Raw genomic sequence first — 20,472 nt, forward strand, 5'->3', positions numbered from 1 at the left:
AATCACCTAATAAACCACAGGCTTATTCAATATATTGCCTTGCCTTGTTTGTCGGGCTAAGAATCCGGATATGGGAGTTATGGGTGTAGCTATTTGCACTTCCTGGCGTATGGCGAATGACCGGGCAACCGGCAAGGCAGGATATAATAATGAGCAAGAATGTTATCGATCTCGACGATCAGATGCTCGCCGATTTCCGTGATGAAGCAAATGACATCGTCAACAGCATTGGCGTGTATCTTCAGAATGCGCGCAGCAAACCCGATCCGGCGATCCTGACAGCAATCCAGCGCGAGATTTTCAACCTCCGTTACAAGGGCAAGTCGGTCAATGCGCCACTGGTCAATCTGACAAGCCATCGTCTTGCCGATTATGCCACGACATGCCGCGAACTGACCGACGACGCGATTGCCGATATCCAGGCCTTTATCGACAAGATCGAAGGGCTACTTGATGGCGACGTCACCGGTGGCGGTGCCGATTCAGCCGAATTCGTGCGGGAGCTTCCGTCCAAACGCGCGCCTGATATCGATCCGGCGTGGCTGAAGAAAACCAATGTCGAGGCGCTTCTGGTTATTCCGCAGCGTTCCATGTCCGCGATTGTCGAACGCGAACTGGCGGCCTGCGGCTATCGCAGTTCGGTGACGCAAAGCTCGTTCGAGGCGATTGAACTTGCCGTGCGTACCCGCCCGGATTTCATCATTGTTGCCAAAACCATCGATGAACTCGACGGTGTCGATGTCGCCAATGCGCTTCAGGCCATGCCGAAAACCCGCAGCATTCCGACCGCAGTTCTGACATCTGACGCGCCGAACCATCCGTCTCTTCGGGACCTGCCATGCCGGACGGCTATCATCCGCAAGGGCCCGGCCTTTGGCGAAGACCTGGCCGAGGCACTGGCGCGCTTCAACATTACCTGATCGACAAACAATACCGTTTTTGACAGGGCGACCGTGATTTTCCGGTCGCCCTTTTTCGTACCATCGCCATGCCGGGATTGACCCGCCTTGGCGCACATGGCACAGAAAGCCGACAATCCTTCATTTTCCGGAAAAGCCCCATGTCCCGCCTTACCCTTGCCGAAGCCGCCAAACGCGCCCTTATGACGGCGGACGCCACGGAAAAAGCCGATATAACCGCCGAAATGGCGGCGATGTGGCGCAATGGCGAGATTACCGAGGTCGGATCAACCGATCTTCCGGACCGCCCCGGTCGTCCGGCAAAGCCCGAACTGCTGCCGCCCAACAAAATGCCCAAACGCAAAAAGGGCAGCGTTCAGGGGCGCATCGGGCTTTTGCATGCGTTGGCGCATATCGAACTTAACGCCATTGATCTGGCGTGGGATCTTTGCGTGCGCTTTCCCGAAGCCGACATGCCCAAGCATTTTCACGACGTCTGGGTTCAGGTCGCCGATGACGAGGCGCGTCATTTCAAGATGATCAACAAACGTCTGGGTGAAATGGATGCGGCCTATGGCGATTTGCCGGCGCATGATGGCCTGTGGCAGACATCGATGGATACGGCCTATGACATTTTGCCGCGCCTTGCCGTGGTGCCGATGGTGTTTGAGGCACGCGGCCTTGATGCCACCCCGCCCACCATCGAACGGTTGCTTTCGCATGGTGATACCGAAAGTGCGCGCATCCTTAAAATCATCGCCCATGATGAAATCGCCCATGTCGCGGCGGGGCGGAAATATTATGAGTATGTCTGCGATCAGCGCGGCCTGCCCTATTACACGACATGGCATGACATGTTGCGAAAACATTTCCGCGGGCCGCTTAAACCGCCATTTAACGACGAAGCCCGTTATGAAGCCGGAATGCCGCCCGACTATTATCAGGACTATGTTCTGGAACTGCCGGGCGAGGATGAATAGGGTCAGGCCTATGCGGTTTTTATCCCGTTCCTTGATACAGCGCAAAGTTTAGAACCACATCAACCTATACCCTTCTCGCGCGTTTAAGGCGTGCCCGCATTTTCGGGCACAAAATCATTCCGCAAGGAGGATACGAGCATGCCTGCTACCATGAAGGCCGCCGTCGTGCGGGAATTCGGCAAGCCATTGTCGATTGAGGAAGTCACCGTTCCTAAAGTCACGCCCGGCAAAATCCTTGTAAAGATTGAGGCATCCGGCGTTTGCCATACCGATCTTCACGCTGCCGAAGGTGATTGGCCGGTAAAGCCGAACCCGCCCTTTATCCCCGGCCATGAAGGTGTCGGTATCGTTGCCGAAGTCGGCGAAGGTGTGACATCTGTCAAGGAAGGCGACCGGGTTGGTGTGCCGTGGCTGCATTCGGCCTGCGGGCATTGTCATCACTGCATTACCGGCTGGGAAACGCTGTGCGGTGAACAGCTTAATACCGGTTATTCGGTCAATGGTGGTTTTGCCGAATATGTTCTTGCCGATCCGAACTATGTCGGCCACCTGCCCGGCCCGCTTGAGTTTGGCAATGCCGCACCCGTCCTTTGCGCCGGGGTTACGGTTTACAAGGGGCTTAAGGAAACCGAATGCAAACCCGGCGAAACCGTTGTCATTTCCGGTGTCGGCGGGCTTGGTCACATGGCCGTGCAATATGCCAAGGCGATGGGCATGAAGGTGATTGCGGTTGATATCAGCCCGGACAAACTGAAACTTGCCAAGGACCTTGGTGCCGACTGGGTTTTGAATGCCAAGGAAACCGATGTGGTTGCCGAAGTGCAAAAACAGATGGGCGGTGCCAACGGGGTTCTGGTAACTGCCGTTTCCAAATCCGCCTTTGCGCAGGGTGTCGGCATGCTGGGCCGTCACGGCACCATGGCATTGGTGGGCCTGCCGCCCGGCAAGTTCGAACTGGATATCTTTGACACCGTCCTGTCGCGCAAAACCATTCGTGGCTCCATCGTCGGTACACGTGCCGACCTTCAGGAAGCATTGGAATTTGCAGGCGACGGCAAGGTGCATTCGCACTACACCACCGAACCGATGGAAAATATCAATTCGATCTTTGACCGCATGCGGGCCGGAACCATTGATGGCCGTATCGTGATGTCGATCTGACAATCGTTTGAGGATCAACGCAAAACCCCGCTATCTCCCCATGGAAATAGCGGGGTTTTGTTTTTCCATGATTGTCAGGCGGCGCGACGGGCGATTGCCGCCTCGTGATCAAGCAGCCAGCGTTTGCGATCAAGCCCGCCGGCATAGCCGGTCAGGGTGCCGTCCGATCCGATGACCCGATGACACGGCACGATGATTGAAACCGGGTTCAGCGCATTGGCACGCGCCACCGCCCGCACTGCTTTGGGGTTACCAAGGATATCGGCCTGCCCGGCATAGGACCGGCTTTCACCGCTGGGTATCGCAATCAGGGCATCCCAAGCCGATTTCTGAAAATCGGTGCCGATCATCCGGACATCATCCATCGGCAAGGGCATGAGGCGACCGGCAAAATAACCGTCCAGCCAGTCCGTAACCGATTTCGGGGCAACGCCGCCTTCGTGCCAATCGAGATTTTTGAAACGTCGCGTCTGGATGATGTGCAGGCGGTCATCGTTGTTTTCGAAATCCAGATGCACCAGTTTGCCATCCACCATCGCAAGGCTGAGCTTGCCAATCGGGCTGTGATAGCGGGCAACGTCAATACGCGTTGTCATGGTCATTTCCCTTTCCTTGGAGGCTGGGGCTTTGGCTTTGGTGCATGTTCCTGTTCAAGTGCGGACCACAGATATTGCGCGGCATAGGCCCGCCACGGGCGCCAGCGTTCTGCATGCTGTTCCAATGGCTTGGGCTTTGCCGGGCCCCCACCCATTTCCGATGCCTTGAGGATGCCAAGATCAGCCGCCGGGAAGGCATCCGGATCGCCAAGCCCGCGCAGGCCAAAATAATTTAACGTCCACGGGCCGATCCCCTTGGTTGCGGCCATTTCAGCCAAAATGTCATCGCCCGATTTGCGATCACATTGCGGATCGGCAAACAGATCGATGATATCGGCAAGTGTCCGGGCGCGCCGGGTCGTAAGCCCGATCGATATCAAATCCTGTTGTTGCAGGGTGGCGGGTTTCGGGAACAGATGGGTGATGCCGGTTCCGGCAATCAGGTTTTCAGGCAGAACCTCGCCAAAGCGTGCCACCAGTCGCCCGGCCAAGGTACGGGCGGCGGCAACCGAAACCTGCTGCCCCAATACCGCCCGGATCGCCAGTTCGAACCGGTCCCAGCATCCCGGCACACGCAAGCCCGGGCGTTTATCGACCAGCGGGCGCAGCAATTCATCATCGGCAAACAGCGCCGTGATAGATGGCACATCGGCATCAAGATCGAACAACCGCCGCACCCGGCCCCCGATTTCAAGCACGGCATCACGCGCCGGACCGCGCAGGATGATTTCGACCCCGCCCTGATCGCTCGCAAACCGGCATATCATCAGACCGACGGTATCATGGATGCGAAAACCACGCGCATAGGTGCGATCCCCCACCGCCTCCAGCCCCGGAATGGCGCGCGCCCGGAAGAATGTCAGAAGATAGTCGGCATCAAAGGGCTGGCGCGCGCGCAGGCGCAGGATCAGATCGTCGCTTTTGGGGGCGAAGGGATCATTTTCGTTTTTATCTGACACGGGTTCGGCCTTTATGCCGCGCCGGAACGCGGTCGGAGCGTGGCCATAGGCGGTTTTCATCGCATCGTTAAACCGGCGCAAGCTGCCAAACCCGGCAATATCAGCGATTTCCGTCATTGACAGGTTGCTGTCGACAATCAGTTGGCGTGCGCGCAGCAAACGACGTGCCTTGGCGTGATCCTGCGGGGTGACGCCGGTATGTTCCTTGAAGATACGGCGCAGATGCCGATCCCCGACACCAAGCCGCCCGGCAAGCTGTTCGACCGATCCGGTTTCAAGGGCGCCTTCCTCGATCAGCCTTACCGCACGGGCAACCGTGGCGTGAACCCCGGCACTGGCCGGGGAGCCGGGAGCGGCTTCGGGGCGACAGCGCAGGCACGGGCGGAACCCGTGGGCAATTGCCGCCTCGGCACTGGGATAAAATTGCACATTCACGCGCTTTGGCGTGACGGCAGGGCATATCGGACGGCAGAAAATCCCGGTGGTCAGAACGGCGGTATAAAACCGGCCGTCAAATCGGCGATCCCGGGCCTTTAATGCGTGATAGCAGATATCATCATTGAGCTGTTCCATGCCCGGCAGCTTAGCAGAACACAGCAATAAAACTCGCCAGATTCGGACTCAAACGTAAAACCGCCGGAACGCACCGGCAATCTCAGTTCAGCGGGATATCGTTTGCGCCCTTGCCGTCCTGATACTGATCGGAAAGCGCATCGTATTGCGCGGCAATCGATTTTGCCTTTTCAAGCCAAGCTGCACGGTCGGCTTCGGGCAGTTCGGCGATCATGCCCATCATGGAATGACTTTGCCAGAATGCGTTGGATTTGTTGTATTCCCCGGCATCAAGGGTGAAGACTTCCTTGAGGATTTTAAGGTCATGGGGGATTTCAAACGCGTCGCGGGAATCCTCGTGGCTGAAGAAATAGTAGAAATTATCAAACCCGGCCCAGGTGATCGCCGACAGGCACATCGAACAGGGTTCGTGTGTTGACAGGAAAATCAGATCCGACGTTGCGGGGCGCGCATCGGCAGGCATTTCGTAAAACCGTTTCAGGCAATGGACTTCGCCATGCCAAAGCGGGTTTTCGGTTTCGTTATTGGTTTCGGCCAGCACCAGCGAATGATCGGATTTGCGCAACAGGGCCGCCCCGAAAATCTTGTTTCCGGCGGCGACACCCATGCGGGTTTTCGGCAGGATATCGTTTTCAAGTGTGGCAAACAGGGTGGCAAGAAGGGCGGTTCTGTCATTGCGTGGCATAAAGGCGGTCCCTGATGAAATGTTTGATGCTTTTTGATGGCTTCCATTTCATCGTCAATGAACCGCCCTGCCAACAAGTTTTATCGCAGGCTTTATTGCAGGACGAACGAAACACTATGCATGACACATTGATAACGGCATTTGACGAAAGGCGCGTTTAACCGCGCAAAATACCGTCATTGTAATCTTCGTAACGTTGATCGGCGGGAACCGGACGATAGAAATCCGGGTCGAGCAACGTGGTTACCGCGATAAGAGTAGGCGACTTTCGATCCCGGACCTTGGTGATCAGGGCATGATCGACCGGTTTCATTTCCCGGATTTTGATTACTTCGAAAACAGGACCGTTCGGGGTGGCAAGCTTGAACTGATCGCCAACAGCGACCTGGCCATGGGACTGACGCGGCATTTTTGGACTTCACCTGACTGATAGACGTTTGCTCAAGACGCGAAACCCGCCGAGGCCCTATTTTTCAACGACTTGGCCCTTTCGTTTTTCAGCGGATTTTGCGTATGGGCAATATACTGCCAGACATATCAGGCGAGACTATGACAGAAGCGGGATTTTTACGGGCAGAAGACATAAAAATGCAGCAATCGAAATCACGGTATTCCTGCCTTGTCGACCGTTCGGGCACGGGCATTATCCCTGACCAAACTTTTCTGCCGGTTTGCAATAGATTAGACTGCGTCTGATCGATATTGCACTTTCATGCCGGGGGCCATCAGCATGCTTGCGATCCGTTTATCCAAAATCCTGACTGTGGCGGCAATCGCCCTGTTTGCAACATTGGTCGCATTCGGCAACATCACCGATTACGGCAGCAATTTCGAATTCGTCCGTCATGTTTTGATGATGGACACTATCTTTCCCGACAGCACCATCAAATACCGCGCGATTGAAAGCCCCGCCCTGCATCATGCTGCCTATATCGCGATTATCGCGGCGGAGGGATTGACCGCGATCCTGTGCTGGATCGGGGCGTGGAAATTGTGGTCGGTCCGCTATGCCACGGGTGCGCTTTTCAACAACAGCAAGGGATATGCAATTGGCGGCCTGACTGTTGGCTTTTTGCTGTGGCAGGTCGGGTTCATGTCGATTGGCGGCGAATGGTTCGGCATGTGGATGTCCAACACATGGAACGGCATTGAATCGGCCTTTCGCTTTTTCATCACCATCCTTGCGGTCCTGATCTATGTCGCACTTCGCGATGGAGACGTGGATTAAACAAAACACCCCGCCAGTTTCCTGTGCGGGGTGTTTTGTTTGGCAATCAGGTTCGGATCAATCGATGTCTTCGACTTCACCAGCGGAACCGGTGACCTTGGCGGCCAGGGCGGCGGCCATGAAGTCATCAAGATCGCCGTTCAGAACACCCTGGGTGTCGGATGTTTCGACACCGGTGCGCAAATCCTTGATCATCTGATAGGGCTGCAACACATAGGAGCGGATCTGATGGCCCCAGCCGATATCGGATTTGGTATCCTCAAGCGCCTGGGCTTCGGCTTCGCGTTTCTGAAGTTCGGCCTCGTACAGGCGGGCTTTGAGCATCTTCATCGCGGTATCGCGGTTTTTGTGCTGTGAACGGTCGTTCTGGCACTGGGCGACGATACCGGTCGGAATATGCGTGATACGCACCGCCGAGTCCGTTCTGTTAACGTGCTGACCACCGGCACCCGATGCGCGATAGGTATCAATCCGAAGGTCCTTGTCGAGCACTTCGATATTGATGTCGTCATCAATCACCGGATAGACCCAGCAGGACGAGAAGCTGGTGTGGCGGCGCGCGGCACTGTCATAGGGCGAAATACGCACCAGACGATGCACGCCGACCTCGTTCTTCAGCCAGCCATAGGCATTGTGACCGATGACTTTATAGGTCACCGATTTGATGCCGGCTTCCTCGCCATCACTTTCTTCGAGCATTTCAAGCTTGTAGCCTTTTGACTCCGCCCAGCGCACATACATGCGTGCCAGCATGCTGGCCCAGTCCTGTGCCTCGGTCCCGCCGGCACCGGCGTGGATTTCGAGATAGGCATCATTGGCATCGGCCTCGCCCGAAAGCAGGCTTTCAAGTTCGCGCTTGGCGGCGATTTCGCGAATATTGCGCAGGCCCTGTTCGGCCTCGGCAACGGTTTCGTCATCGCCTTCGGCTTCGCCAAGTTCGATCAGACCGATATTGTCTTCGAGTTCCTGGGCGAGCGCCTTGTAACCATTGATGGCATCGTCAAGCCGGGTGCGTTCCTGCATGACTTTCTGCGCGTTTTCCGGCTTGTCCCACAATGTGGGATCTTCGGCCAGCGCGTTCAGTTCGTCGAGGCGTCTAAGAGCGTTATCCCAGTCAAAGATGCCTCCTCAGCAGTGCCATCGACTGCTTGATTTCATCGACCAATGCCTGTGCTTCGGCGCGCATTGATGTCTCCGTTATTCATATGAAATTCTGTAAGGCCGCGAAGGATCGCAGCAACTTCGGCGGCGCTTATAGCAGTTTTTGCCCTGATTGAAACCCCCGCAGGGACGCACGGCAGGCATGGAAAAACCCGGCACATCAAATGCGCCGGGTTTAAAGGTGGTATTGCGCGGCCTAGCTGTAAACCGGGTCAAGCGTCACGGTATAAAGTTCTTCATCCGCCACATCACGAAGCGAGACGCGGAACTGTTCGTTTTCGGCGTCGATATCGACAAGGCCAAAGAACTGCAACCCATAGGATGGCGGCAGGTTGATGCCCTGTTCCTTGGTCGGGTGTTTGGTGAACATCACCTGCGGGCCAAAGGTATTGTCCATCGCATTCGGCCCGAATGTTCCGGCATGAAGCGGACCTGAAACAAATTCCCAGAACGGTTCGAAATCCTGGAATTGAGCCTTGTTCGGGTCATAATAATGCGCCGCGGTGTAATGCACGTCCGCCGTCAGCCAGACGGTATTGAGGATGCGGGCCGATTTGATGAAACGCAGCAATTCGACAATGTCAAATTCGCGCCCGGCCGGGGCACCATCGCCATTGGCAAGGTTTTCGAAATTGTCGCCATCGCCAACCACCATGCCAATCGGCATGTCGGACGCGATGACCTTCCAGGTGGCTTTGGAATTCAGAAGGCTGCGTTTAAGCCATTCGATCTGCTCCCGGCCCAGGAAAACGGTTTTGTCGTTTGGTTCCGGGCTGTTATTGGCATCGTTCGCTGCGCGATAGGTACGCATATCAAGGAAGAAGATATCAAGCGACGGGCCATAGGATACCTTGCGATATACCCGGCCCGGTTCGGTTGCATGTTCGGTGATCGGCAGCATTTCACGGAAAGCCCGGTTGGCGCGTGCAGCCAATAACGACACCGATTTTTCGCTGTAACGATCATCCCCGGTCAGCATTTCACCCGGATACCAGTTGTTGGTTACCTCGTGGTCGTCCCACTGGTAATAGACCGGGATCAGGCGGTTAAACTCGCGGACGTTTTTATCAAGCATGTTGTATTTGTAATTGCCGCGAAACTCGGCAAGGGTTTCGGCGACCTTGCCGGTATCGTCGGTCGTGATGTTTTTCCAGATATCGCCATCGGGCATTTTTGCCTCTGCGGCGAACGGGCCATCGGCATAGATGGTATCGCCGGAATGGATGAAGAAATCCGGGTTATGCCTGGTGATCGTGGCATAGGTTTTCATGCCGCCGCGATCCTCGTCGATGCCCCAACCCTGCCCGGCGGTATCGCCCGACCAGCCAAAACGGATATTGCGTTTTGCCGCCGGTGCCGTGCGGAAATGACCGATCACCGGTTCGGACGATGCGCGGCCATCATCGAGATTTTCGAAATGGATTTTGTAAAAGACGTCCTGCCCGGCGGGCAGATCGCCCAAGACAAGTTTACCGGCAAAATCACGTTCTGGCAGGACATCGACATGCGGAATTTTGACCGAACGTACGAAATTTTCCGTTGTGGCAATTTCGGTGATCATGCGCGACGCCCGATCCGCACGGCCCCAGATGCAGGCGGAATTGGCGGTAACATCACCACTTTGCACCCCATGCGTGATCAGCGGACGATCCGCCGCGCGCGAAATCGACGGCATGAAGAATCCACCCATCGCGGATGCCGCACCGGCGGTGGCTGTTACAGAGGCGGTCGTGGTCAGGAATTTTCGGCGGGAAACACGAAAAGACATTGAGGGAACCCCTTCAAAATTTGAAGTAACACCTTGAAGAGTATGGCAAATTCAAATGACAGGACCGTTGCGGCCTCTTGATGGTTTTATCAACATTTGATGACAAAGGCGCGCGCAATACGACACCCGCGTCCCTGCCCGCTTTTCAAATGAAAAGGCCGGATGCAATTTGCACCCGGCCCGTAATATATCAACGCAACATCGCGACAGATATCAGTAAATACCACCCGGGCTTGAGGCCCCGCCGGTATTGCCTTCGGCGCCGACACCACTGTATCCCTCGTCACCGCCATCAATGACACTGTCATTCGATGACGGGATGCTGCCCGGCTTGAAGGCTTCCCAGATCACGTTCTGATCGCCCGGACGGGCCGGAAGACCGGAACGGGCTTCGACGCGGACCATGCGGATACCGGGCGGCGTTCTGAACGGCACTGCTTTGGTGCCTTTAAGCGCATCGCCCATGAACTGCTTGAAGATCGGGGCGGCGGCACTGGCCCCCTGTTCCTGATCGCCAAGCGAACGGTTATCGTCAAAGCCGACATAAACCCCGACCGCAAGGTCAGGCGAGAAGCCGACGAACCAGGCATCGCGGCTGTCGTTCGTGGTGCCGGTTTTCCCCGCAAGCGGATAGCCGAGTTCACGAATGCGACGCCCCGTACCGCGTTCAACCACGCCTTCAAGCATCGAAACCATCTGGAACGCGCTTGCCGGATCGGCAAGCTGTTCGCGATTGTCCGGAAGTTCCGGCGGCGTCTGATTGCGGAATTCGACATCCTGACATTCGGCACATTGGCGCTCGTCACGGCGATAGATCACTTCACCGCGACGGTTCTGAATACGATCGATCAGGGTCGGGGTGATTTTCTTGCCACCATTGACCAGTTCGGCATAGGCAGCCGTCAGGCGCATCGCGGTGGTTTCGGCCGCACCAAGCGACATTGACAGAACCTGCGGCAGGTCATCGACGATCCCGAAACGTTCGGCATAATCGGCAACCTTGTCCATGCCGATGGTCTGCGCCAGACGCACCGTCATCAGGTTACGCGAAAGTTCGATACCAAGACGCATGGTCGAGGGACCATAGAACTTGCCGCTATAGTTGCCCGGTTTCCATTTGCCAAGTCCCGGCCCCTGATCGATCACGAACGGCGCATCAAGCACCATCGTCGAGGGGGTAAAGCCCTGATCAAGGGCCGCCAGATAGACAAATGGCTTGAAGGCCGAACCCGGCTGGCGGCGGGCCTGTGTCGCGCGGTTGAATTTCGACATATCGTGCGAAAAACCGCCAGACATTGCCAGAACACGCCCGGTATGCGGGTCCATTGCAACCAGCGCACCATTGACCTCGGGAATCTGACGAAGGCCATAGGTGTTTGGCGGCAGTTCTTCGCCATCCAGTTCGGTAAAATGCTTTACATAGATCACGTCACCGGCTGACAGCACGTCGGACGGGCTGTTGACAGCCGGACCAAGCGTCTGACCTTTTTTCCACGCGCGTGCCCATGTCAGGAAACGCAGCGGAATGCGCCCCTGCTTGCCCGACAGAAGGCCCAGCGTGACTTCATCGCTGCCCACGCGCAGGACAACGGCCTTGTCCCACGGCACATCACTGGGGGTTTCGACCTCGCGCAGTTTCTGCTGCCAGTCATCGGCCAGATCGATATTGGTGATCGGCCCGCGCCAGCCATGACGGCGGTCATATTCGACCAGCCCTTCGACCAGCGCCTGATCGGCAATGGTCTGCAAGCGCGGATCAACCGTTGCACGCACCGAAAGCCCCCCGTCATACAGCATGTTTTCACCGTAACGGTCGACAAGCTGACGGCGGACTTCCTCGGCGAAATAATCGGCGCGATATGTATCGACAGACTGGCGTTCCTTCGCGATCAGCGGACTTGCCCAGGCAGCTTGTGCGTCGGCCTCGGTGATGAATTTTTCCTCAAGCATCCGCCCGATCACCCAGTTCCGGCGTCCCTTGGCTTCGTCATGATTGCGGACGGGATGATAGTTTGACGGTGCTTTTGGCAAGGCGGCAAGATAGGCGGCTTCGCCAACATCGATTTCGTCCAGCGATTTGTCGAAATAACGCAATGCCGCCGCCGCCACGCCATAGCTTCCGCCGCCAAGATAAATCTCGTTCAGATAAAGTTCGAGAATATGTTCCTTGGAAAAGGCCCGTTCGATACGGAAGGACAGGATCGCTTCCTTGATCTTGCGTTCATAGGAAACTTCGTTGGTCAGAAGGAAGTTCTTGGCAACCTGCTGGGTGATGGTCGAGGCACCGACCGGGCGTTTACCCGTGCCCATATTGACCACGTTGGTGACCGCTGCACGCATGACGGATGCGAAATCGATCCCCGGATGGCTGAAGAAGTTCTTATCCTCGGCCGCGACAAACGCATCGACAACAATGCGCGGAATCGCGGTGATCGGCACGAAAACGCGTTTTTCGCGCGCATATTCCGCGATCAGGGCCCCGTCACCGGCATGAACACGCGTCATGACTTCGGGTTCATAGGTGTCAAGCTGGGTGTAGTCGGGCAAATCCTGACCGTAATGCCAGAAGATCGCCATAACCCCGATCCCCCCGGCAATTGCCATCAGGAAAAGTACACCGAAAATACTTAGTAAAATACGCATAAACAGGTCTTTATCATTTTGCTGTTTTGGCCTGAACCGACTGGCGCGCACCAAAGCGCATGTTCCGGAGAATTGCAATCAGCCCTATCATAGCGGCAAAAAAGTGACGGCGTTGTGACAGCGCGCACGATCACCGTTTTTTCTGTCCCGACCGGGCATGGATTATACCCCTAGTCCCGCCTTAAAGCGAGGATCGGGAACTCCGCTGCATCAAAAATCCTGCATGCCCGACAAGCGGCCCGGTGATTTCCTAGAACTTATGTTTTTCGAAATAGATATCGATGGCCCGCATGACCGCCTCGGCGACCTTGCGACGGTGTGCCGCACTTTGCAAAAGCTTGGCATCGGTTGCATTCGACAGATACCCCATTTCAAAAAGTGCCGATGGAATATCGGGGGCCTTCAGCACGGCGAACCCGGCGAAACGATGGGTACGCCGTTGCAACTCAATGCTTTTTCCCAGTTCTGCGACCATGTTCGCGGCAAGTGTCGCCGACAGGTTCATGGTTTCGCGCTGTGCCAGATCGATCAGGATGCTTTGCACCAGCGAGTTTTCCTCGGACAGGTCGATACCGGCGATGACGTCGGCCTTGTTTTCCTTGGATGCCAATGCGGCCGCTTCTTTATCCGATGCGTTTTCAGACAGGGTATAGACCGACGCGCCGCGATGCTTGGAATTGCCAATCGAGTCTGCGTGCAGCGAAATAAACAGATCGGCACCGCTTTTGCGCGCAATCTCTGTCCGCTGGCGCAATTTCAGAAACACGTCCTTGTCGCGCGTCAGAAGCACACGGTATCGCCCGGAATCGGTTAATACCTTTTCCAGTTCGCGCGCGGCTGCAAGGGTCAGGTCCTTTTCATAAACACCGTCAACGCCGATGGCACCGGGATCAACGCCGCCATGACCGGCATCAATCGCAATCAGCGGTTTGTCCGAACCGCCACGACCGGATTGCACAGCGACATCGATACTTTGTTCCGTCGAACTGGTGTCGTTACGACTTCTTGCAGAATAAGCCGTCATGCTTTCATGCGACGCCTTCATAAAGGCATCCCGCCCAATCGGTGACAGATCGACAACCAGACGATGCGGCTTGTCCCCCGACGCAGGCAGGGTAAATATTTTCGAAACCAGGGCCGGTTCGGCAACATCAAGAACCACACGGAACGTTCCCGGCTTGAACAAGCCGTAACGCAATCCCGAAATCAGCCCCCCGCCCGACGTTACCTTGCCGGGTGGTGCGCTCCATTCGATTTCGGGCATGTCGATGATGATGCGATACGGATCGGGCAGCAGGAAATAGCTGAATTCGACATTGTGATCGAGATCGATGACAAAGCGGGTATAGTCGGGATAAACGCCAAGACGCGCGCCCAAAACCTTCGTTTCCTGGGCGCTTGCGGTCGCGATGAAACCAACGGAAAGCATCAGCAGCAGACATAAAGCCGCAACCAACCGAGCGGACTTTTGCCCGGCCAAAGACAGCTTTTCTGTCGCCGCGTTAAACTGCGAACCCGTTCTCACTGATACCATCGCCCTGCTGCGTTATTCTGATGACGCCGGAGTATTCATGGATGCTTATAGCAATGCGTTGGTTAACGGGCAATTGACCGCCCCCGAAAGATGCGACGCGGACGACGTGCCTTGTTTTGTTGTCCGTCAACCCGATGTAAACGGCAAAAACATTGCAGTATCATGGATTTGGCCGAACGCGTCCGTGACTGGCGCAATCGGGCGAAAAACTTCGCGTTTTTCAATTCAACCGCAATAAAGTCATCGGGTAGCGTAACAAAACTGTTTGTCGCGCGACTTCAAAAGGGATATGTTGCACGCGAGATTCCTATGCTTTGCGGTGTGAACCTTATTAATCCGCCAAGCTGAGGACGCGACGAGGCCAGTTCTCGGGTCGGTGTCTCGGTGACGCGGCAATTCCCGCTCCCGATAGAGCCCTCCCATTCAAGGCTGTCTTGGCGCGCTCGAGATTACGCAACCAATTTTTGTTTCAACACCAAAACCAGGTCCGAACCGGAAGAGCAGCCGAAACGCGATGAACCAGATATATACAGGACATATCGCGACCTTTATGGACGGCGCCTCCGGATACGCCGGTTTATTTGCATACCAGCGCAACATCGCTTTACGCAGGAAACTGGCGGGACCTTTAGGAACAGGTTCCGAATGGTCAAACGCATGCTCATCGATGCAACGCACGCGGAAGAAAGCCGCGTCGTTGTTATTAATGGAAATCGCCTAGAAGAATACGACGTCGAAACTTCGACCAAGAAGCAAATAAAAGGAAATATCTATCTCGCGAAAGTGACGCGTGTAGAACCGTCCTTGCAGGCGGCCTTCGTCGATTACGGCGGAAACCGCCATGGTTTCCTCGCTTTCAGCGAAATCCATTCCGATTATTACCAGATCCCGGTCGCTGATCGCGAGGCACTTTCGCGGAATCATGCCGACGTCAAGGATGCTGACATCGTCGAAGACAATATCGGCGACGCATCCGAGGGCAACGATACCCCGAAAAAAGAAAAGAAACCGGCCCGTACCCGCAATCGCCGCAAACCGCGTGCGAAAACATCGGACGAAACCGCGGTTGAAACCGATGCAGACGCACCGGCAACCGACGAAAATGCCGATGGTGCGGCAACTGTTGCGGCAGACGCCCCGCAGGAAAATGACACTGCCGGAAGCGACGATGCCACCGACGACGACAAGCCGCGTCGTCGCCGTACGCGCAACCGCCGCAAAAAATCGGACGATGTCGAGGCATCGGGCGATGAGAATGCAGATGCATCTTCGGATAACGGTGGCGACACCGATGGTTCAGGTGGCGGAAATGCTGCCATGTCTGCCGAGATTTCAGAACTGACCGTCGATATCGAAACCGAACCGGCCGGTGCCGCCGAGGACGAAGAAGAAATCGACGATCTGGGCGGCGATGACGGGGATGAATTCTCCGACAGTCATCGCCCGCAGATGCAGAAACGCTATAAAATTCAGGAAGTGATCAAGCGCCGCCAGATATTGCTGGTGCAGGTCGTCAAGGAAGAACGCGGCAACAAGGGGGCCGCCCTTTCGACCTTCCTGTCGCTGGCGGGTCGTTATTGCGTTCTGATGCCCAACACCCCGCGCGGTGGCGGCATTTCGCGCAAGATCACCAATGCGCAGGATCGCAAGCGTCTGAAAGCCATTCTGGCCGAACTGGAAATTCCGGACGGCATGGCTGTCATCGTGCGTACCGCCGGTTCGGAACGCACCAAGGCCGAGATTAAACGCGACTTCGATTATCTGATGCGTTTGTGGGATCGTATCCGCGAAACCACGCTTCAGAGTCAGGCTCCGTGCCTGATTTACGAAGAAGCCGATCTGATCAAGCGTTCCATCCGTGACCTTTATGCACGCGATGTTGATGAAGTTCTGGTCGAAGGTGACGAAGGTTACCGGATCGCCAAAGATTTCATGAAGATGTTGATGCCGTCACATGCGAAGCGTGTGCAGCCCTACAAGGATCAGGGCGTGCCGCTGTTCCACCGTTTCCAGGTGGAAAGCCAGCTTGACGCGATGCTCAATCCGGTTGTTCAGCTTAAATCGGGTGGCTATATCGTCATCAACCCGACCGAGGCACTGGTCGCGATTGACGTGAACTCGGGCCGTTCGACCCGCGAACGCAACATCGAAGAAACCGCATACAAGACCAACCTTGAAGCCGCCGAAGAACTGGCACGTCAGTTGCGCCTGCGCGATCTTGCCGGTCTGATCGTCGTCGACTTCATCGATATGGAAGATCACCGCAATCAGGGGGCGGTTGAACGCAAGCTTAAAGAAGCAATGCGCAATGACCGGGCCCGTCTGCAGATCGGCCGTATCAGCCCGTTCGGTCTTTTGGAAATGTCGCGTCAACGCCTGCGTCCGTCGCTGGTCGAAAGCGCGTTCGAGGTTTGCGCCCATTGCCGCGGTGTCGGCCTTGTCCGTTCGATCGAAAGTGCGGCTCTTCATCTGCTGCGCGTACTTGAAGAAGAAGGCATGCGTCGCCGTTCCGGGGCGCTTACCGTTCATGTCGCCAGCGAAGTCGCCCTTTATGTTCTGAACCGCAAACGTGACACGCTCGCCGAAATCGAACAGCGTTACGGTTTCTCGGTCATGATCTTTGGCGATGACAGCCTGATTTCACCAGATCACCGTATTGAACGCACACGTGCGAAAAAAGGTGATGAGGAAGAAGCAGTACCGGTTCTGAATACGGACAGTGTTTCACTGACCGCGATTGAAAGCCCGGTCGAGCCAGACGAGGACGAGGAAGAAGAAGACGTCGCCGAAACCCGCGACAGCAATCGCGATCAGCGCGATGATGACGATCAGGGCAACAAACGTCGCCGTCGCCGTCGCCGCCGTCGCGGACGCAATGATGATCGCGATGATCGCAGCGACCCGCAGGACGCCGACGTATCGAAAGATGCCGACGACGCGACGGATCGCAATGATCAGGACGACAACGAAGATGATGACGACGACGAGGCACAGCGCAAACGCCGTCGTCGCGGCAAGCGTGGCGGTCGCCGTCGTTCGCGCCGTCAGGAATTTGAAAACGCACCGCGCACCAAATCACCTGCCGACGATGCACAGGCCACTGCCCTTCGCCGGGAACGCGATCATAGTGCGCCGGAAGGTCAGGTCGAGGATCAGGTTGTTGATGCCGACAGCGAAGGTCAGGATGCCGACAGCTTCGATCAGGAAGGTGTACGTGCCGGCCGTCAGCGCAGTACAACCGCCCCGGCACCGGCACGACCGCGCCGCGAACGTCGTGATCGCAATGACAATCGCCGTAATCGTCGGGATCGCAACGACCGTGGTGATGTGAAAAACATCCCGATCCAGAGCGGCCCGGCCCCCGAGACCGCGGAAGAAATCGCCAAGGAAACGGCTTCGGCAACAGCCCAAAGCCCAGCGGAAATCGTGGCGGAAAAACCGGCAAGTCCGGTGCCCACCCCGGAATCTTCACCGGCAGCTTCAACCGAAGCATCACCGGCATCCGCCCCGGCTGCGGAGAAATCCGAGCCGAAGCCTGCTGCCAAGAAACCGGCTGCCAAAGCCGAAAAGGCACCCGAGCCGGTGGCGAGTGAACCGGTTGCAACTGAGCCGGCAAAGGATGAAAAACCCAAGCCGAAAAAACGCGGCTGGTGGAGCCTTGGTCGTTAAGACCGGGAATGGACAAAATAAAGAAAGGGCTGCCGAAAACATTCGGCAGCCCTTTCTCGTTGCGGCGCAATCAGAAAGAAAAAGCGTTTATCGCTGCCAGTTCTTCAGCGCCTTGGCCGCACCCAGCATGGTGGCTTCGCTATGTGCGAACGAGAAGCGGACATACTGTTTGCCGCGCAGCCGGTCAAAATCGGTGCCCGGCGTGGTAGCAACACCGGTTTCGTCAAGCATGCGGCGGCAGAAAGCCTCGCTATCGGTCGTCAGATCGCGGACATCGGCATACAGATAAAACGCGCCATCCGCCGGGGCGAATTTGGTGAAACCCGCAGCGGGCAATTCATTCAGCAGAATTTCGCGATTGCGGGCATAGGCCGCAACATTGGCCTGCAATTCGTCCTCGCAATCAAATGCGGCGACGGCGGCAATCTGCGACAATGCCGGGGCAGAAATAAACAGATTCTGTTGCAGGCATTCAACCGCGCGCATCAGATCAGGCGGTACAACCGCCCAGCCCAGACGCCAACCAGTCATCGAGAAATATTTCGAAAAGCTGTTGATGATGATCGCATCATCGCCGAATTCAAGAGCGGTGCATTCCCGGACATCGCCAAATGAAATGCCCTGATAAATCTCGTCACTGATCAGGCGAATGCCGTTTTCCCGGCAATAGGTCGCCAGTTCGCGGTAGGTGTCGACATCAATCATGCTGCCCGCCGGGTTGGACGGGCTTGCAACGATCAGACCGTCAATCGGGGCTTCGAGGTCGCGCAGCATGGCAACGGTCGGCTGATAATGGCTTTCGGGACCGGCAGGCAGGTTGACGGTTTCAATGCCAAGTGCGGTCAGGATGTTGTGATAGGCCGGATAGCCGGGGGCGGCCATTGCGACACGATCACCGGCATCAAAGGCCGCCAGAAACGCCAACACAAAGATCGAGGAAGAACCACTGGCAACGCAGATGCGCGACGGATCGACCGAGGTGTTGAATTTACGCTGATAATGCCCGGCGATGGCTTCGCGCAGGGGATCAATTCCCATGGCATTTGTATAGCCGATCAGATCGTTATCAAGCGCACGTGCCGCGGCCTCGCGGACCTTGCGCGGGGCCGGGGTGCCGGGTTGCCCGACTTCAAGGTGATAGACCGCCTTGCCGTCCACCTCGCGCGCGTTGGCGGCACGCATGACATCCATAACGATAAAAGGCGAAATAGCGCCGCGACGCGATTGTTTCAAAGCCATTTGCGGGGTCCAGACTTCCTAACTTGCAATTGAAAAATCGGGGCAGGAAAACCTGCCCCGATGAAATATCTGTCAAGGGTGGCTTACTGCGTGCCGGCCATACCGCCGCCCGCAGGGTCGGCGATGAACTGGCAGCTTTCGGGATGTGGCGGGATCCCTTCAAGGCAACGCACGATATTGACCGCCGGTTTGTCATCCGAATTCATCGGGACATTGGCAGCCGCCCCCTTTTCGATCAGGTCTTCGGCCATGGTCGCGATCTGTTTGGTCGCCCCGGCCGGTGTGCCGGTTCCGGCGATGCCATAATAATATTCCCAGACAAACGGGTTGACCATAAGGGCCGGGCCCATCAGCGGGGTCTGGGCATAGCCCGCATCCCCGGCGGCAAGGTTAAGACCGAACGCATCGGCACCCAGTCCTGCACCAAACGGCTTGTTCATCGTGGTCATGCAGGCAACCGCATTGGCCGCACGGTCCAGCACGACAAAGCCGCTGCGGCCTGTATTGGACTGAACGTTGCTGTCAGCAGCTTCGATATCGGCAAGATAGCGGTTCAGGATCGCGCCAAGTTCGGTGCCGGCATCAATAACCGCACGTCCGGACTCCGAACGCGGCGGATAGGCCAGATACAGCGTTTCGTTGCCGACCTTGACCTCGGTCGCGGCTTTCCATTGCGGTTTGTAATCGCGCATGTCATCCGCGGTCAGTGTACCGCCGGCATTCTGTACCGCTGTTGCGATCTGGGTACCAAGGGCACCGTTATAAAATTCGCCCGGCCCCTTGACCCGAAGGGATGTCAGAAGTGCGCCGAGATTGACGGAGCGAATCCGGTCGCCAACCTGCAATATATTGCCATCAGGCATGAAAACATCGCGAAGGATCGGGCTTGCCTCGATGCGGTCGCGATTGGCTTCGATGTCAGCAACCATCGAACGCGACACCGGAACACCAAGGCGGGCATATTGTTCAGCCGCCGAAAGAAGCTGCGGCCATTGCAGGCGACCGTAACGCGCGCTTAGCGCATAAAGACCGCGCGGCACGCCCGGAATGGTGGTTGCGGTCTGGCTGTCTGCCGTCCGGGTGCCCGGACGCGGCCAGAAATCAAGGACTTCGACCTTTTTCGACTGACGATCATGGACAACGCACACCCCGCCGCCACCGATACCGGCGACCGAGGATTTGGTCACGGTCATGGTCGCATAAAGGGCCACAGCCGCATCGGCCGCCGTGCCGCCAGCCGAAAGAACGTCGCGCGCAATACGGACCGCACGGGGTTCGTCGGCGACCACGCCACCAAGGAAACCACTAACGGCCCCTATTTGGCCAAGATTTTCAGTATTATCGCTACTGCAGGCAGCAAGTCCGGCAGTCATTGCG

The 20,472-nt window shown here is 56.6% G+C and carries 16 protein-coding genes; 6 read left to right on the forward strand and 10 right to left on the reverse strand.

The features are described 5' to 3' along the window. Nucleotides 1–149: 149 nt before the first annotated feature. The 3 genes from LG297_RS13300 to adhP all read left to right on the forward strand — a co-directional run bounded on the left by LG297_RS13300 (nt 150) and on the right by adhP (nt 3,040). Nucleotides 150–920 carry a hypothetical protein gene (locus LG297_RS13300; RefSeq protein ID WP_404420989.1) on the forward strand — a complete coding sequence of 257 codons (771 nt, stop codon included), beginning with the start codon at nt 150–152 and terminating at the stop codon, nt 918–920. A 140-nt stretch (nt 921–1,060) separates the two neighbouring features. Further along, nucleotides 1,061–1,879, forward strand: a complete 819-nt coding sequence (locus tag LG297_RS13305; protein ID WP_404420991.1) for a ferritin-like domain-containing protein — start codon at nt 1,061–1,063, stop codon at nt 1,877–1,879. A 138-nt stretch (nt 1,880–2,017) separates the two neighbouring features. After that, the gene (gene adhP / locus LG297_RS13310) at nt 2,018–3,040 is read left to right on the forward strand and encodes an alcohol dehydrogenase AdhP (RefSeq protein WP_404420993.1); all 1,023 of its coding nucleotides are present in this window, start codon (nt 2,018–2,020) and stop codon (nt 3,038–3,040) included. Nucleotides 3,041–3,114: 74 nt separating this feature from the next. Here the strand turns inward: adhP and LG297_RS13315 are convergent, their stop codons facing one another. The 4 genes from LG297_RS13315 to LG297_RS13330 all read right to left on the reverse strand — a co-directional run bounded on the left by LG297_RS13315 (nt 3,115) and on the right by LG297_RS13330 (nt 6,262). Then, entirely contained in the window at nt 3,115–3,642 is a 528-nt protein-coding gene (locus LG297_RS13315; RefSeq protein WP_404420995.1) for a methylated-DNA--[protein]-cysteine S-methyltransferase, read from the reverse strand. Further along, nucleotides 3,639–5,168 carry a DNA-3-methyladenine glycosylase 2 family protein gene (locus LG297_RS13320; RefSeq protein WP_404420997.1) on the reverse strand — a complete coding sequence of 510 codons (1,530 nt, stop codon included), beginning with the start codon at nt 5,166–5,168 and terminating at the stop codon, nt 3,639–3,641. The genes LG297_RS13315 and LG297_RS13320 overlap by 4 nt, the downstream gene beginning before the upstream one ends. Before the next feature lie 82 nt (nt 5,169–5,250). After that, nucleotides 5,251–5,853, reverse strand: coding sequence for a nucleoside deaminase (locus LG297_RS13325; RefSeq protein WP_404420999.1), 603 nt, complete (start codon nt 5,851–5,853; stop codon nt 5,251–5,253). Nucleotides 5,854–6,010: 157 nt separating this feature from the next. Further along, on the reverse strand, nt 6,011–6,262 hold the full coding sequence (locus tag LG297_RS13330; RefSeq protein ID WP_404421001.1) for a hypothetical protein: 252 nt from the start codon (nt 6,260–6,262) through the stop codon (nt 6,011–6,013). Between the two features lie 321 nt (nt 6,263–6,583). On the opposite strand from LG297_RS13330, the gene LG297_RS13335 reads away from it, so the two are divergent. Further along, a complete protein-coding gene (locus tag LG297_RS13335; protein ID WP_404421003.1) occupies nt 6,584–7,081 on the forward strand; it encodes a DUF2165 family protein in 498 nt (165 codons plus the stop codon). Between the two features lie 57 nt (nt 7,082–7,138). On the opposite strand, the gene prfB is transcribed toward LG297_RS13335, so the two are convergent. From prfB to LG297_RS13355, 4 genes are all read right to left on the reverse strand, one after another. Then, nucleotides 7,139–8,267, reverse strand: a protein-coding gene (gene prfB / locus LG297_RS13340; protein ID WP_404421005.1) for a peptide chain release factor 2 whose coding sequence is annotated in 2 segments (ribosomal slippage) — nt 7,139–8,197 and nt 8,199–8,267 — 1,128 coding nt in all. Because the reading frame shifts where the segments join, the coding sequence is not laid out codon by codon here. 171 nt (nt 8,268–8,438) lie between these two features. Beyond that, a complete protein-coding gene (locus LG297_RS13345) occupies nt 8,439–10,010 on the reverse strand; it encodes an alkaline phosphatase D family protein (RefSeq protein ID WP_404421007.1) in 1,572 nt (523 codons plus the stop codon). Between the two features lie 213 nt (nt 10,011–10,223). Beyond that, complete coding sequence (locus LG297_RS13350; protein ID WP_404421009.1) at nt 10,224–12,653, reverse strand: penicillin-binding protein 1A; 2,430 nt, start codon at nt 12,651–12,653, stop codon at nt 10,224–10,226. A 250-nt stretch (nt 12,654–12,903) separates the two neighbouring features. Further along, on the reverse strand, nt 12,904–14,082 hold the full coding sequence (locus LG297_RS13355; RefSeq protein WP_404421011.1) for an N-acetylmuramoyl-L-alanine amidase: 1,179 nt from the start codon (nt 14,080–14,082) through the stop codon (nt 12,904–12,906). Between LG297_RS13355 and LG297_RS13360 the strand changes: the two genes are divergently transcribed. Continuing rightward, nucleotides 14,063–14,425: a hypothetical protein gene (locus LG297_RS13360; protein ID WP_404421013.1), complete on the forward strand. Its 363-nt coding sequence runs from the start codon at nt 14,063–14,065 to the stop codon at nt 14,423–14,425. The two genes, LG297_RS13355 and LG297_RS13360, sit on opposite strands and share 20 nt — an antisense overlap. A 407-nt stretch (nt 14,426–14,832) precedes the next feature. Next, nucleotides 14,833–17,856: a ribonuclease E/G gene (locus tag LG297_RS13365; protein ID WP_404421015.1), complete on the forward strand. Its 3,024-nt coding sequence runs from the start codon at nt 14,833–14,835 to the stop codon at nt 17,854–17,856. An 87-nt stretch (nt 17,857–17,943) separates the two neighbouring features. Here the strand turns inward: LG297_RS13365 and LG297_RS13370 are convergent, their stop codons facing one another. Together LG297_RS13370 and LG297_RS13375 are read right to left on the reverse strand one after the other, a co-directional pair. Beyond that, the gene (locus LG297_RS13370) at nt 17,944–19,095 is read right to left on the reverse strand and encodes a pyridoxal phosphate-dependent aminotransferase (RefSeq protein WP_404421017.1); all 1,152 of its coding nucleotides are present in this window, start codon (nt 19,093–19,095) and stop codon (nt 17,944–17,946) included. A gap of 83 nt (nt 19,096–19,178) precedes the next feature. Continuing rightward, nucleotides 19,179–20,468, reverse strand: a complete 1,290-nt coding sequence (locus tag LG297_RS13375) for a gamma-glutamyltransferase (RefSeq protein ID WP_404421019.1) — start codon at nt 20,466–20,468, stop codon at nt 19,179–19,181. Nucleotides 20,469–20,472 lie beyond the last annotated feature (4 nt).

The organism is Thalassospira australica, from assembly GCF_044790785.1.
Lineage (GTDB): Bacteria > Pseudomonadota > Alphaproteobacteria > Rhodospirillales > Thalassospiraceae > Thalassospira > Thalassospira australica_A.

Bases quoted from the DNA above. Each gene is read 5' to 3' on its own strand.
- LG297_RS13300 (WP_404420989.1), top strand. From the start codon at position 150: ATGAGCAAGAATGTTATCGATCTCGACGATCAGATGCTCGCCGATTTC.
- LG297_RS13305 (WP_404420991.1), top strand. From the start codon at position 1,061: ATGTCCCGCCTTACCCTTGCCGAAGCCGCCAAACGCGCCCTTATGACG.
- adhP (WP_404420993.1), top strand. From the start codon at position 2,018: ATGCCTGCTACCATGAAGGCCGCCGTCGTGCGGGAATTCGGCAAGCCA.
- LG297_RS13315 (WP_404420995.1), bottom strand. From the start codon at position 3,642: ATGACCATGACAACGCGTATTGACGTTGCCCGCTATCACAGCCCGATT.
- LG297_RS13320 (WP_404420997.1), bottom strand. From the start codon at position 5,168: ATGGAACAGCTCAATGATGATATCTGCTATCACGCATTAAAGGCCCGG.
- LG297_RS13325 (WP_404420999.1), bottom strand. From the start codon at position 5,853: ATGCCACGCAATGACAGAACCGCCCTTCTTGCCACCCTGTTTGCCACA.
- LG297_RS13330 (WP_404421001.1), bottom strand. From the start codon at position 6,262: ATGCCGCGTCAGTCCCATGGCCAGGTCGCTGTTGGCGATCAGTTCAAG.
- LG297_RS13335 (WP_404421003.1), top strand. From the start codon at position 6,584: ATGCTTGCGATCCGTTTATCCAAAATCCTGACTGTGGCGGCAATCGCC.
- LG297_RS13345 (WP_404421007.1), bottom strand. From the start codon at position 10,010: ATGTCTTTTCGTGTTTCCCGCCGAAAATTCCTGACCACGACCGCCTCT.
- LG297_RS13350 (WP_404421009.1), bottom strand. From the start codon at position 12,653: ATGCGTATTTTACTAAGTATTTTCGGTGTACTTTTCCTGATGGCAATT.
- LG297_RS13360 (WP_404421013.1), top strand. From the start codon at position 14,063: ATGAAACCAACGGAAAGCATCAGCAGCAGACATAAAGCCGCAACCAAC.
- LG297_RS13355 (WP_404421011.1), bottom strand. From the start codon at position 14,082: ATGCTTTCCGTTGGTTTCATCGCGACCGCAAGCGCCCAGGAAACGAAG.
- LG297_RS13365 (WP_404421015.1), top strand. From the start codon at position 14,833: ATGGTCAAACGCATGCTCATCGATGCAACGCACGCGGAAGAAAGCCGC.
- LG297_RS13370 (WP_404421017.1), bottom strand. From the start codon at position 19,095: ATGGCTTTGAAACAATCGCGTCGCGGCGCTATTTCGCCTTTTATCGTT.
- LG297_RS13375 (WP_404421019.1), bottom strand. From the start codon at position 20,468: ATGACTGCCGGACTTGCTGCCTGCAGTAGCGATAATACTGAAAATCTT.